12 protein-coding genes are annotated in these 13,096 nt (G+C 59.0%); 7 read left to right on the plus strand and 5 right to left on the minus strand.

All coding sequences use genetic code 11. The annotated features are described in order from the left end of the window. The 7 genes from AC27IQ_RS12060 to AC27IQ_RS12090 all read left to right on the plus strand — a co-directional run. Nucleotides 1-296, plus strand: a 296-nt coding sequence (locus AC27IQ_RS12060; RefSeq protein ID WP_487089613.1) for an acyl-CoA carboxylase biotin carboxyl carrier protein subunit, incomplete at its 5' end; no start/stop codon positions are given. A 468-nt stretch (nucleotides 297-764) separates the two neighbouring features. Next, complete coding sequence (locus AC27IQ_RS12065) at nucleotides 765-1,328, plus strand: cytochrome b (RefSeq protein WP_487089614.1); 564 nt, start codon at nucleotides 765-767, stop codon at nucleotides 1,326-1,328. 98 nt (nucleotides 1,329-1,426) lie between these two features. Continuing rightward, nucleotides 1,427-2,002 (plus strand): YceI family protein, encoded by a 576-nt coding sequence (locus AC27IQ_RS12070; RefSeq protein ID WP_487089615.1) that lies wholly within the window; start codon nucleotides 1,427-1,429, stop codon nucleotides 2,000-2,002. A gap of 77 nt (nucleotides 2,003-2,079) precedes the next feature. Next, entirely contained in the window at nucleotides 2,080-2,658 is a 579-nt protein-coding gene (locus AC27IQ_RS12075; RefSeq protein WP_272548770.1) for a YceI family protein, read from the plus strand. Between the two features lie 193 nt (nucleotides 2,659-2,851). Continuing rightward, nucleotides 2,852-3,298, plus strand: a complete 447-nt coding sequence (locus AC27IQ_RS12080; protein ID WP_487089616.1) for a cupin domain-containing protein — start codon at nucleotides 2,852-2,854, stop codon at nucleotides 3,296-3,298. A gap of 270 nt (nucleotides 3,299-3,568) precedes the next feature. After that, nucleotides 3,569-5,263: an amidohydrolase family protein gene (locus AC27IQ_RS12085; protein WP_487089617.1), complete on the plus strand. Its 1,695-nt coding sequence runs from the start codon at nucleotides 3,569-3,571 to the stop codon at nucleotides 5,261-5,263. A 197-nt stretch (nucleotides 5,264-5,460) separates the two neighbouring features. Further along, on the plus strand, nucleotides 5,461-9,441 hold the full coding sequence (locus AC27IQ_RS12090; RefSeq protein ID WP_487089618.1) for a hypothetical protein: 3,981 nt from the start codon (nucleotides 5,461-5,463) through the stop codon (nucleotides 9,439-9,441). A 261-nt stretch (nucleotides 9,442-9,702) separates the two neighbouring features. Here the strand turns inward: AC27IQ_RS12090 and AC27IQ_RS12095 are convergent, their stop codons facing one another. From AC27IQ_RS12095 to AC27IQ_RS12115, 5 genes are all read right to left on the minus strand, one after another. After that, nucleotides 9,703-10,095, minus strand: a complete 393-nt coding sequence (locus tag AC27IQ_RS12095; RefSeq protein ID WP_487089619.1) for a CARDB domain-containing protein — start codon at nucleotides 10,093-10,095, stop codon at nucleotides 9,703-9,705. Between the two features lie 164 nt (nucleotides 10,096-10,259). Then, nucleotides 10,260-10,943, minus strand: a complete 684-nt coding sequence (locus tag AC27IQ_RS12100) for a hypothetical protein (protein WP_487089620.1) — start codon at nucleotides 10,941-10,943, stop codon at nucleotides 10,260-10,262. Nucleotides 10,944-11,066: 123 nt separating this feature from the next. Beyond that, complete coding sequence (locus tag AC27IQ_RS12105) at nucleotides 11,067-11,375, minus strand: Imm32 family immunity protein (RefSeq protein ID WP_487089621.1); 309 nt, start codon at nucleotides 11,373-11,375, stop codon at nucleotides 11,067-11,069. Nucleotides 11,376-11,855: 480 nt separating this feature from the next. Next, on the minus strand, nucleotides 11,856-12,227 hold the full coding sequence (locus tag AC27IQ_RS12110) for a DUF4265 domain-containing protein (protein WP_487089622.1): 372 nt from the start codon (nucleotides 12,225-12,227) through the stop codon (nucleotides 11,856-11,858). Continuing rightward, the coding region (locus tag AC27IQ_RS12115; RefSeq protein WP_487089623.1) for an RHS repeat-associated core domain-containing protein at nucleotides 12,217-13,096 on the minus strand (880 nt) is incomplete at its 5' end. The genes AC27IQ_RS12110 and AC27IQ_RS12115, both read right to left, overlap by 11 nt.

Below are 13,096 nucleotides of genomic sequence, written 5' to 3' on the forward strand. Positions count from 1 at the left end.
GAGCTGCTGCGCGGCCTGCAGTCCGTGCCGGGCGGCGCCCCGGCTGCACCGGGCGCGGGCGGCGGCGACAAGGCGGAACAGGACCCCAATGCCGTCGCGCCCCCATCGCCGGCACGCTGCAGACCTGGAAAGTGGCCGAAGGCGACACCGTGGCCAAGGGCGACGTGATCGCCGTGATGGAAGCCATGAAGATGGAAATGCAGGTCACCGCGCACCGCGCGGGCACGATCGCGCTGAGCGCGGCGGCCGGCAGCTACCACGCGGCCGGCACGGCCATCGCGCGCATCCAGGACTGAAGACCGGGGGCGCTGACAGACTGGGAGTGGCCTTAGGGCCAGACACCCGACACGGCCTTCCCGCGATCCGTCGCCGGAAGGCCCGTGCTTGGATCGCTGCCCGCGCTGGAGGCCCCGGCGCCGGCGGCCATTTTTTGCCGAGGGATCCGCGCTGCGTTCGCGTTTCTCGCTGTTTTCCGCTTGCCCGACCAAGGCAAGCAGGCCAGGGCCTTCACGCAGGCCCCTCGTCGAGGGCTTGGCCGATCCCGATGGGGCGGGTAGTCTTCGGGCTGGGCTGCAAGCCCTTGCTGTGCTCGCCGCTCCCTGCAGGCGCCTTCATCGCTGTCGCCCAGGTGGGTTGAGCATTCACATTTTTTGAACCATTGCGTCAATTCCATTGAAACTTGGCGCACAAAAGGCTATCTACACTGCGCCATGCCTGAGTGTTGCATCGCAGCATTCCACCCCACGAAACCCAGACCACCCTCCATGACACCTCCTCTGCCACGATCGTTCCGCTACGGTGCCACGGCCATCGCCCTGCACTGGATCCTCGGTCTGGCGCTCATCGGCATCTTCGCGGTGGGGTGGTACATGACGGGCCTGCCTTTCTCGCCCCAGCGCCTGAAGCTCTACAACTGGCACAAGTGGGCCGGCGTGACGATCCTGGCGCTGTCCACCCTGCGGCTGATCTGGCGCCTCACGCACCGCCCCCCCGCGCTGCCGCCGGCCGTGCAGGCGGCCATGCCCCGCTGGCAGCACATCGCGCACCACGGTACGCACCACCTGATGTACGCGCTCTTTTTCATCGTGCCGCTGGTCGGCTGGGCCTACAGTTCGGCGGCCGGCTTTCCCATCGTGTTCCTGGGCGTGCTGCCGCTGCCCAGCTTTGTGCCCGTGAGCCCCGAGCTGGCCGAGGCCATCAAGCCCTGGCATGAAATCACCGCCTATGCCCTGGCGGCGCTGGTCGTGCTGCACGTGGCGGCCGTGGTCAAGCACCAAGTCATCGACCGCGACGGGCTGCTGTCGCGCATGCTGCCGGGCCGGGGCTGATCGATCGTTTCGCTGGCCGTGCAGGCGCCGGGGTTTCCGGTCTCGCGGCCGGTTCTTCCTGAATGTTTGGTTTGTTGTTGACTGACGGAGTCCTGTCCATGAAATATTCGATGACGCTGGCTGGCCTCGCGCTGGCATCCACCACGCTGCTGGCGGCCGCACCGGCATTGGCCCAGCAAAAGCTCGTGCCCGAGCAAAGCGAGATCACCTTCGTGAGCAAGCAGATGGGCGTGCCGGTGGAAGGCAAGTTCAAAAAGTTTGATGCCCAGGTCGCGTTCGATCCGGCCAAGCTGGCCACCAGCAAGATCGCCTTCACCGTCGATACCGGCAGCGCCACCCTGGGCGTCAAGGAGTCCGACGCCGAACTGCCCAAGGCCACGTGGTTCAACGTGCCCAAGTTCCCGCAGGCCACGTTCCAGTCCACCGCCATCAAGGCCGTGGGCGCTGGTAAATACGAAGTGGCCGGCAAGCTCAGCATCAAGGGCGCCACGCAGGACGTCACCGTGCCCGTCACGCTGGCCCAGAGCGGCGCGACCACCACGGCCACCGGTGCCTTCGCCATCAAGCGCCTGGCCTTCAAGATCGGCGAGAACGAGTGGGCCGATACGTCCATGGTGGCCGACGACGTGCAGGTCAAGTTCAAGCTCGCGCTGACCGGCGTGGGCAAGCTCTGAGCATCGGCGTTCGCCCGCTGAACCCCGTTTCTGGTTTCTTGTTCCCGTTTCTGTTTTTTCAACCCGGAGATATCGACATGCGCAAATCCCTCTTCGCCCTCGCCGCCGTGGCTGCAACCCTGGCCGCCGGCGCCGTGCAGGCCCAGACCGCCACGTATGCCGTGGACCCGACCCACACCTTCGCCACGTTCGAGATCAGCCACTTCGGCGCCAGCGTGAACCGCGGCCGCTTCGACAAGAAGGAAGGCACCGTGCAGCTGGACAAGGCCGCCAAGACCGGCAAGGTGGAACTGACGATCGACATCACCTCGATCAACACGGGCGTGGCACCGTTCGACAAGCACCTGCAAGGCGCCGACATCTTCGACGCCGCCAAGTACCCCACGGCCAAGTTCGTGGGCGACAAGTTCACGTTCGACGGCGACAAGCTGGTGTCCGTGGCCGGCGACCTGACCATCAAGGGCAAGACCCAGCCCGTGACCTTCAAGGCCAACCAGTTCGCCTGCTACCAAAGCCCCATGCTCAAGCGTGAAGTGTGCGGCGGCGACTTCGAAACCACCATCGACCGCACCCAGTTCGGCGCCGATTACGGCGTGCAGTACGGCTTCCCCAAGAACGTGCGCATCGTGGCGCAGATCGAAGCCGTCAAGCAGTAAACCTTTCCCCCATGGCCTTCGGGCCGTGGGCGGCCAGGGCCGGGCCCCGCGTGCACACCGCTGCGCGGGACCGGCCCTTTTTCGTGGCTGCGCACCCGCAGCACTTGCCACGCAAAGCGGGGGCGCGTGCCGTTGGTTTTTTCGAACGAACAAGGATGAAACAGGTTTTATGAGACCTCTGATGAAACGATGCATGCCGGCCGCCCGCAAGGCCCTGGCCATGGCGGTGATGGCAGGCGCCGTCACCGGTGCCGGCGCTTGGGCGGGCGAGGAGGCGGCGCGCATTCCCGCCATCAAGCTGTACTCCACCCCGGACCACCACGCCGCTTTCGTGCGCGGCACGGTGCCGGCGTTGCACAAGATCCCCACCCAGCAGTTCTGGCTGAGCAACTCGGTGGAGCCGTGGGAGCAAAACACCCAGCCGGCGCCCCGCCGGCAATACGTGGTGCCGCTGCAGGGCGCGCTGGAGTTTCGCGTGAGCGATGGCTCCACCTTCCGCCTGGCCCCCGGCACGGTCTTGCTGGCCGAGGACACCCAGGGCGAAGGCCACAGCTGGAAAATCGTGTCGAACGATAAGGAATGGGTGCGCGCCTATATCCCGATGGTGTCCGAAAATGATGAATTCGAAGCGGACAAGTAGCTTGGAATTTCTTCGCTAAGTGCCTTTTCTCTCGCCATTTTCGAATGGCCTCGCATATTGAGAGATGCTAAAAATGCCGTTATCTGGTCGGCCAGATAGCGGCATTTTCTTTGGTCTGGCATATATACGATTAATGCGTCAGGAGTTCCGCCTGGCAAGGCAAATGTTCGCATCGCCGTCGCTTCTTTCGGGTGCTGGGCAAGGCAAAAGCAGCAGAGGTTAAGAATTAATAAGTCCAACAGATTATTTATTAACCACTGAAAGATCTATATGACCACTGTCAAATCGCCTTCGTCTTCCGCTTCCGTGACCACGCCGCTGCTCAAGCCGTCCGAATCCAAAAACGATGGTGCGGGTTCGTCCACGCAAAAGTCGTCCAAGTTCAGCGGCAGTTCCGTGCTGGATGGCTTGCGTTCCGTCTTCACCGGCTCGGGCAAGTCAGCGTCCGTGCCTCCCCGCAGCAGCAGCATGGTGGTCACCCAGCCGAAGCGCTTCGGCGATGGCAGCGTGCGCCCCGACGCGCTGGTGGCCAAGCGGCACTCCAGCGCGGTCATTCACAGCGCGAAGACGGGTGAGGCGCTCATGGACGGCAACCACTTCGATGTGCCGGGCTTCGTCATGTCGAGCGGGCTGGATGCGCACAGCGATAGCCACATGCACCCCACCAACTACGTGCAGCGCGGCTTGAACCCCGAGCAGTTGCTGAAGATGATGGATGACATCGGCGTGCGCAACACCACGTTGATGCCCATTCCCACCTCGCTGCTGCAAGCCAAGCTGCCGGGTGACGATGGCGCGACCACGGCCCTCAACCCCCACGAAATCTCCGAACAGATCGGCGGCGGCGAACACGCGCACCATTGCGGCCCGCTCGAGTTCTATTACGTGCCCAAGAAGATCGAAGACCGCGTGCTCGCCGGCCGCACGAGCGAAGAACTGGCCAGCCGTCCCAAGCTGGACATCGACGACTTCCGCAAGGACCCGGGCCTGATCAAGGAGATCGTCGATGCGTCCATCCTGTACGTGGACACGGCCGTCAACACCGATCTGGCCACGGCCATCAAGAATTCCGGCATGAGCGAGGCGCAGCGCAGCCGCCTGGACCCCATGATCACCGGCCTGCACCTGGGCGACCCGCGCGTGAGCGACCGCCTGCTGCACGAGCTGTACAAGACCAAGGGCACCTTCACCGGCATCGGTGAAATCACGGTTCACAAGGAACTGGTGGAAGACATGTTCGCGGGTGGCCGGTTGCAGGCCAGCACCCAGACTCCGCGCATGGAGCCGCTCACGAAGCTGATGGAAGTGGCCGGGGTCATCGGCACGCCCGTGGTGCTGCACTGCGACATCGACAACCTGCACGATCAGATCGAGGAGTTCAACAGCAAGGGCAAGGGCAAGGCCTCCGAACCGCGCCCGCCGGCCAACCTGGAAGGCCTGCGCAAGATGTTCAGCGATCCGCGGGTGCAGGACACCAAGATCGTCTGGGCGCACGGCGGCGGCCTGGGCCGTTTCGTGCAGCAGGGCGAGGGCCATCTGGACGCGCTGGAGAAGCTGCTGGCGGACTGCCCCAACCTGAACCTGGACATCTCGTGGAGCGAAGTGGCCAAGCAGATCGGCAAGGACGACCAGTCGCTCACCGCCTGGCGCGGCTTCATCGAGAAGCACAGCGAGCGCATCTGCTTCGGCTCCGACACGCTGGCGCCCAAGGAAACCGGCACCTGGGAAGCCACCAAGAAGATGTACGACGAAGGCCTGTTCCAGGGCATGAGCGCTAAAGCCAAGCACGACGTGCTCAACGGCACCTACGACCGCGTGTTCGTGGCATCGCGCAAGCAGGTGCGCGACTTCGAGAAGAACGTCCTGACCAAGGACTTCATAGAAACCCGCGTCACCAACAACGGTGGCGACCCCGTCACGGCCCAGACGCTGAAGGACCTGAAGGCCGCAGCGGCCACCGTTTGATGGTTTTGTAGGAAACGGCCGAGGGTGGTGGGTGCCGTGCACGCACCACCCTGCCAACGATTTTTTGGAGCGATGCGATGCGATTTCCCAACTTATGCGGCGTGCGGCCCTCGGACGTTGATGCGGGCCAACACCCGCGAGAACCCCAGGAGACCCGAGAGCCTCGCAGATCCAGCAAGCGCCTGGACTCCGGTGGAATGCCGTTGTCGCGCAGGGAAAGCCAGTCGGGGAGCAACGCATCGGGAGAACCCAACGATGCAAGACTGCCGGGCCAGGAAAAAAAGCATAAATCGATCAAGGCGAAGATCGCCAGCAATCTGAAAAAGGCGGTAGGCATCAAGTCGTCGAAGACAGAGGCATCGCCAACGCCGAAACCTTCCGCAAAATCGGAGGCACCACCAATCCCCAAATCCTCTCGCAATGCCGGCGAAAGCGGCTTCAGCGGGGGGACCTCCAACTCCGGCAGGAATCGCAACCCTTCGTTGGTAGAGCTTTTTGCATTGAAAGAAAACGAAGCCTCAGACCCCACGAAGGGCGCATCGGATCTTCAGGGAGACGCGACAACGTCGGGAGGCTCAAAAACCGATCCAAAGGGCAAGCAGCCCCTGCCAAAAAAGGCGGGTGCAGAGAACGATGTCCTCTCCGACGGGCTTGGCAAGGAAGAGACGGAAACAAAAAAATCCTCTGACGGAGGGGGACCTGATTCGAAGGTCGAGACCGACCCCAAACGCATTTTCACCAGCGGCGATGATGAAATCGAAGTCGTCGATGAGGATTCATCCCTTCAGTTTGTCGATCCGACCATGGGTACGGTGGTGCCGCCTGGAGGAGGCACTGGTGGCGGTGGCGGTGGTGACGGCAACAGCGTGCATGACGGCCAGAACTCCGTCGTGGCTTCCGCCAACGAAGAGCCTGTCGTCCAAGCCACGCCGGACCAGGACATGCGGCGCCAGAGTGGGCTGTCCAAGCTCAAGAAGGTCACCGAGGGCCTCAAGGAAGGTGCGTTCAAGCACGGCTTTGGCTTCTCCAGCACGACGGTATCGCCTGTCTGGAACCCTTTCCAGAGCAAGGTGTCGTCGGCCAAGCCCAAGATGGGCAGCTTCCTCGGGCAGGACGGCGTCGAGCCGCCCAAGGTGCCCAAGACACTGCAGAATGCCGCCCCGCGCGTGGGCCGCACGATGCCCCAGGAAGGCGCTGCGCTTCAGAGGCTGAAAAAGGAATCGACGATCAATGGGATCATCACGAGCCAATTCAACGGTCCGCCGGACCAGAAAGCGGCCTTGCTGGCAAGCGTCATGCAGTTGAAAGAGGCCGCCGGAATGTCGTCAGAAGAGACCAACGTCTTGATCAAGGCGCTGGCTCTCCACAACGAGAAAGACCCGGCGCAGGCCCAACGCATTCTGCAAGCGTTGCCCCAGGTCCGGCTGGTGGGCGACCTGCTCACGCCGCGCCCCGCCGAGGAAATCACGGCCGATGTGCAACTGGCCTGGAACTTCGCGGCGAAAATCGAAGGCCTCAAAGGTGGCAAGGGGATGGACTTGCTGATCAAGGTCACCGCCAAGCCCGATGGCGCCGCCGAGGGCGCACCCGCCCTGACGGATGCGCAACGCGGCCCGATGCTCGCTTACCTGCGCGCTGCGGCCGAGGTGGCACGCGCCGCTGGCAGAAACGCACCGGCCTTGGACCCGAGCAGCATGTTTGCCCACGGCAAACTGGGCGACGCCGTTCGGGCCACGCCGAATGGCTGGCCAGGCCGCGCGGGTGCCCCGATTGCCAATGGCTCCTCGCTCACTCTGGCCGAAAAAGCGCTGCTGGCCGTGCGCGACGAACTCGACCCCGCCATCCAGGAAGTCCATGGATGCCGTCACGCGGTGCAGATGGTCCGTGGTGGTATGTTGACCGACAAGCCCCGCAATCCCGACGGCACCAAGAGCGAATTCCAGAAGGTCGAATCGCGGGCCTCCAAAACCATGGGCATGCATTTGAACCGTGCCATGGCATCGCGCACCGGCTTTCAGCGCATTGCAGACACGCTGCGCTACGGCACGCTGCACCACGGCAAAAGCCCGTTCTACGGGTACGACGCCATCGTGTCCTCGCGCGGCCAGAACATGGGATTCGAGCTGTCGCACATCGGCGGCATTCACGAAGGCCGCGCCATGAAAGACATGGTGGACGTGCTGGAGTCCACCCTTAAAGCCCGCGGCGGTGCGGGAGACGCGGGCTTGCCCACCGCGCAAAACGCGGTGGATGGTCAGGCGCTGCTGGACGACGCTGGCGCCGGTGGCACGCTGCTGCGCAACATGGTGCGATCTGAGATCCTTCAGCGTGCCAAGACGGAAGCGCTGCTGCTGCCGCGCCTTGCGCGGGGCGACAACCTTTCCGAGAGCGCGATTGCGCAGGTGCGCACGGCCGTGCTCGCCGCCATCCAGTTGCCCGAGTCTGCTTCGCAGGAGGTGGCGGTCGCCGAGCAGGTGCAGGAACTGCTGACGGCAGCCCTGGCCGAGCAGAACGTTCCGCTGACGCCCGCCCGGCTGCTCGCCTGGGCCCGCGATGCAGGAGGCCCCACCGACGCCAAGTCGGTGCAGGAAATGCGGACTTTCAACCGCGAGGACGGACAGCCGGACTGGAAGTCGTTCTCGACCGCGTTCGACCGGCTGGTGAACAAAGACGTCCGCGTTCCGGCCAATACGCCCATCAAAGGCAAAAACCGCGCTGAAACTGCAGAAATCCTCGCCTCCATGATCCGTGGCGAAGAACTGGGCTCGGGCTTTTCGCTGGCCAATGCCGGCAACACGCAGGGCACCACCCGCAACGTGAGCGAAGTCATCTCGGGCGTCCTGTCCGGCGCCACCATGTCGGTTCGCGCCGACTTAGGGGGCGGGCGCACGCGCATCGTTTCCTTCGAGTCCGGCGTGTCCACGGACCGCAGTTCATTGCGCATGAGCGTATCGACCGTCCGCCGCAATCAGGAAGGGGCGGGTGCTTCGTTCGGCTTCCGTCTCGGCCAGGAAGAGGCCGCCTCTTTTTCGGCCTCCATCGGCGGTGACGTGGGCCACAGCTTCGAGCTGCTGGAGCAAGAAGGCGCCGTGTTCGGATTTCCGCGCCACAAGACGGGCGGCGTGGGCGGCGACCGAGACCTGGCCCAGCAAAAAGCGCGGCTCATCAAATTGCTGATCGGTGTGCCTGACAAGGCGGGGCCCTACCACGAGCCCGGCAACCCGGAAGACAAAACCTCTCTCGTCAAGCGCGCCTACCAGGAGTTCGGCGATGCCATTTCCATCGGTGCCTTCGAGGTCCGGCAGAAAGACCATCGCTTTACAGGAAGCTCGTCGGCCGGCGCGGGTGCCACCATCGGCAGCCTGCGGGTGGGGCTGCCGCAAGCCGGCGTGGCCGGCGAAACGCGCGTGGGGACGCTCGAATACAAAGACACCTCCGGCACGCTCAAGGTCATCCGTGAGTCCGAATCGAAAGCGTTCAAAGCCAGCGCCACCGGGGCTCTGGCCGCATTGAGCGGATTGATCGAGGGCGCCACCGCCCCGACACCCGCCCCGGGCGAAGTCGCGGCCGACGCCGTGACCAGCATGACATCGCTGGCGGTTGCCAATATCGGATCGATGTCCACCGATTTCTTCAGGGACGGCGAAACGCGCACCACGACCCGCATCCTGTACGACGAAAAGGAACTGCCCACGAGCTTTGCCACCCAGACCCTGGTCACCAGCAAGGACTTCGTGCAGAACCTGGCGGCCGACCTCGAAAACTTTGCGGAAGACAAAGCCAAGAAGTTCTTTCCCGCCCGGCACAGCGCTGACCGCGACCAGGCCGTGCAGACCGAAAAGAAAATCCTGGGCGAATTCGCCGGCCACTTGCGCCAACACCGCGATATGACGGGCACCTCGCAGCTGTACTGGGAATGGGGCCCCAGCCATGTGGATGCCAGCAACCTGCTGGAAGCGGACCGCGAACTGTCCGAAAAATTGGGCGACAAGGAAGGTGCCAAACAAGCGAAGCGCGACATCGACACGATCCACAAAGACCCCGGCTACCGGGAGGCGCGCTTCCTGATCAATGCCAACGAACAGTCGGCCAGCGACGTGAGGGGCGTGAACGGAATGATGGGCGTGCGCCACGATGTGAGAACGAGCGCGAATGTTCGGTCGTTGAACTTCACTTGATGGGGCGATCCGCGCCACGCCGACCGGCGCGGGGCGGAGTCCTGGCCTTGACCATGACACCGATAGCTGCTCCAGCCAAATGCGAAATGGTTGGGCTGTGAAGCACCTGTGCAGGCGCCTCTTGCGGTGCCATCCGCCGACGCGGGTGGCACCACTGCCAATGGATGCCTGCACGACTGCACACGGAGCCGGCTGCCACCGTGATGCAGTCCGGCTGGGCCTGCTGTCGTCCATCCGGCGGGCCAGACTCACTCCTTTGCCTCAGGGCTTTCCGCCGAACTGGCCCTTGTTGCGGTTGTTGGCCTCGTTGGTCTCCTGGACCGTGTTGGAGCGGTCCGCAATCGCCTCGTATTGGGCTTGCGACAGCAGGAACCCTGTTTGAACTGACAGGGTGATCTGCTGGCCAGGCTGGAGTGCCTGGATCTTTGGGCTGAACACCTTGAGGCTGCCGCCGAATGGCACAACGCGCAGCGCCAGGTAGCAGGCAGCCGAGGGCCCTGCACCCTGGTTCTTGACCTGCACCGTGATGACACCGCCGTCGAGGTTGGGCGAATCGACGCTGGGCACCACCAAATCAGGCAAGGCCTGTGCCGAAGCGGCCCAGGCCAGCGTGAGCGATGCGCAGAGAAATACGTACTTCGAAGAAGACTTCATGGTTCGGACTCCTGGTGCGGCGGCAGCTGCGCGATGGAAATACTGTGGCTTTTTATGCGACCTTGGCAGTCTTTTGTTGGTCGCTTCTGTGGGTCACAGAAATTGGCGTGCTTAAAGGCATACGCCCAATGACCAAGAGTTTTTCAATCTTTAATCTGCAAGCACTAATATGGAAGAATGTATTCTTCTATGTCTGAGAGTGGTATGGATTTTTTAAATAAATCTCTCAATTTTTCATAGTCCATGGGCTGCATAGAACGCTTCCAATCATATAGAAGATTGATCTCTTCGAATGAGGGTTTGAGTTTTATGGCTAATGTTTCAATATATGGTTGTTCATAATCCTTATCGTAAATGGATATTATATTTTCGTCCCATTCGTCTGTCGGCTGGGTCGCGCTTCCAGTAATTCCATCACTAATAGAAAAAGAGCGCTGTATCTTTTTTTGCCCTAGTTCCCGTAGAAGCTCCGTTAGTTCATGAATCTCGGAATTATTTCCAGATGGATTCTTTATGGATTCTATGCTGTTTTGTATTTTTTTCGTTTGGGAAATTTTCCCTGCCGAGGATAAAAAACCTTTATCAAACCTACTAATATATCTTTTCAAACTCTGTTGTGTTGTTGGAATGAGTTTTTCAAAAACTTTTTCCTTAATTTTCTTTTCAAAAATTTGCTCATCGAAAGGTAGGCTCAATATTTCTTGAATTGTTCTCTGTTGGGATTTAAAAATCTCTCTTGTTTTGTTGATGATATTATTCTTTTCCACAGTTTGGATGTTTGGGAGCAATGCATCAATAGAACATTTCAGGCTAAGTAAAACTGCTAAATCAATAATATTGTTTGACAAACCATTCTCCCGAATCAATTGAAATATTGTTCATGATCTGCGGTGGGTTGAAGCAGATTTATGATTTGAACTGCAGTCCTTTAATTTAGTTGATGAATGTCGAGTCAATTTTAATTAATTGAATTAATTATTTTTAACAATTTTACTATTCACCAAAATTATGTCGCAATGGTTTTTTGAGGAGAAGTTTTGTACGCTATCTTGCAAATGAATGTGCTCTAATTCATTTACATCCATTTCATGTGCTGCATTTAAGAAAAATATTCCTAGGGTGCGGAAGGCTTCAGGCGTTGCATGTAACGTAATTTCGTCGATTTCAATGCGTTCTTGCTGATCTTTTTCGGTTGCAGTTGCATTAAACGGAGGTAGTTTAGTCACTGATATTAGACCCTTTGTCTTTTGATATTTTTTTCCTCTTGTTAAATCAGGCACGTCTTCTCTTAATCCATGGCTTTGTGATCCATCTTTATCAAAATCATATTTTTTTCGAAGGGCACTGGCAATGGGTATGTGTGATTTTTACTTTCAACGTGAGGTGGGTCAATTTGAATCCTTCCCTAGCCGACTTTTTCCCAGCGGCCAGATCTTGTAAGCCTCTAAGGATCTAGCCAAATTAATGAATTGGGTGCATATTGAAATAAATTATTCCCGCCAGATAAGCCAATGAAATCTTGGTCTAATAGGTCGGATGCCCTAGTCCTGATTGGCTTGGTTGCTATTTAATGCATAGCATGCGACGGATGACCCATTAAGGTGGAGTCACACAACTTTAGTTGTTGCGTTCCACTAACTTGCTCTACTTATATCTCCAATTTGTCTGCCCAGTCCGTCAATGTGTCATCATTTGGGTTTTCTGGATTTTTGTATATATTTGAATAAAAATACTCGGATTCCGCGATTGAGCGCACTTGATCAAAAAATATCATTTGTTTTTTCGAAGCCATTGCTGATCGGTATGGAAAATGCGAGCGCTCCCCCGCCTGTTCCATCGATCGAACCGGCAAGTTTGCTATGAATTAACTCCGTTATTCTGGAGATTTTTTCTTCGTCCGGATTTTCTAGATAAATCTGTATGCAAAAATTGCCCCCATGCTTTAATAGTCGAGCTTTACCTTCTTTGTTTAATGATATGAGATCATTTTTTGCCAGTCCTAATGCCAATCCAGGTGATGCCAGCAATCGATATGATCCGTCGTCTAATGGTACTGCAGGTAATTCCTCGTGAACGGGGCCATTTTTATTATGGCCAGCAAGAATTTTAATAATTGAAAAATTATCTTCCATATGGGGCTCCACAACTACCTCTCTCTACACATGACATGCCATCTTTCGCATAACCACTATTTCCAGCGCTGAGATTGCAGGCGGCTCCTTCCAGTGCAATATTCTCATCGGCTAAATTTCCACCTTTTGATGTTGGGACATTTTTGTGCCCTAGATGCATATCTGCGGGATTTGTTGAGGTCTGGCCGCATCGCCAACATTTAAAGGTCCCGCCAGCTGCCGCTAAAAGTTTGTCCCGGCACTCCTGTTGTCCCGTTCTAGTTCCTCCTCCAACCTTGCTTTTTTGTATATCGCTCGGTGTTGCTCCCGCGCCATCTGGTAGTGCAACTTTAGAGGGGGCTTTCTTAGGCATTAATCCATAGGCGTCAATATCGCCAAATGGATTAACAACGTAAAAATAAAAGTTCGCGTCTCCTTTTAGGCCAATTGGGTCTTGACTGGCAAACCGCCCCACAGTCGGGTCGTAGTATCGGAACCGGTTGTAGTGCAGCCCGGTTTCTTCATCGAACTGCTGCCCCTGGAACCGGAAGGGTTGCTCAATGGGCGGGAGGATGGATGAACGGGCGCTAGCACCGTTGCTCTGGTCCGTTCCCTGTCCATGCCCCATTCGACGCTGGATAAGGCGGTCATCCGTCCCCGTCCTCGCGACGGTCCGCAGCGTGGCCTCTCCCCACACCTTGTAATCCGCCGCCCAGGCGATACTGCCTTGGGCATCCGTCAGTTCCAGCGGCGCCCCGATCTGGCCGCACTGGTACCAGTAGGTGTGCCGGTCTTCCTCTGTGCCTTGGATGCTGGCCAGCGGCACAAAGCTCGTTGGCTCGTACACGAACAGCGCGTCCTTGCTTCCCCGCTGGCTGTGCACCATCAGA

The organism is Acidovorax sp. KPB24-07, assembly GCF_057543315.1.

Bases quoted from the DNA above. Each gene is read 5' to 3' on its own strand.
- AC27IQ_RS12110 (WP_487089622.1), bottom strand. From the start codon at position 12,227: ATGGAAGATAATTTTTCAATTATTAAAATTCTTGCTGGCCATAATAAA.
- AC27IQ_RS12075 (WP_272548770.1), top strand. From the start codon at position 2,080: ATGCGCAAATCCCTCTTCGCCCTCGCCGCCGTGGCTGCAACCCTGGCC.
- AC27IQ_RS12080 (WP_487089616.1), top strand. From the start codon at position 2,852: ATGCCGGCCGCCCGCAAGGCCCTGGCCATGGCGGTGATGGCAGGCGCC.
- AC27IQ_RS12095 (WP_487089619.1), bottom strand. From the start codon at position 10,095: ATGAAGTCTTCTTCGAAGTACGTATTTCTCTGCGCATCGCTCACGCTG.
- AC27IQ_RS12065 (WP_487089614.1), top strand. From the start codon at position 765: ATGACACCTCCTCTGCCACGATCGTTCCGCTACGGTGCCACGGCCATC.
- AC27IQ_RS12070 (WP_487089615.1), top strand. From the start codon at position 1,427: ATGAAATATTCGATGACGCTGGCTGGCCTCGCGCTGGCATCCACCACG.
- AC27IQ_RS12090 (WP_487089618.1), top strand. From the start codon at position 5,461: ATGCCGTTGTCGCGCAGGGAAAGCCAGTCGGGGAGCAACGCATCGGGA.
- AC27IQ_RS12085 (WP_487089617.1), top strand. From the start codon at position 3,569: ATGACCACTGTCAAATCGCCTTCGTCTTCCGCTTCCGTGACCACGCCG.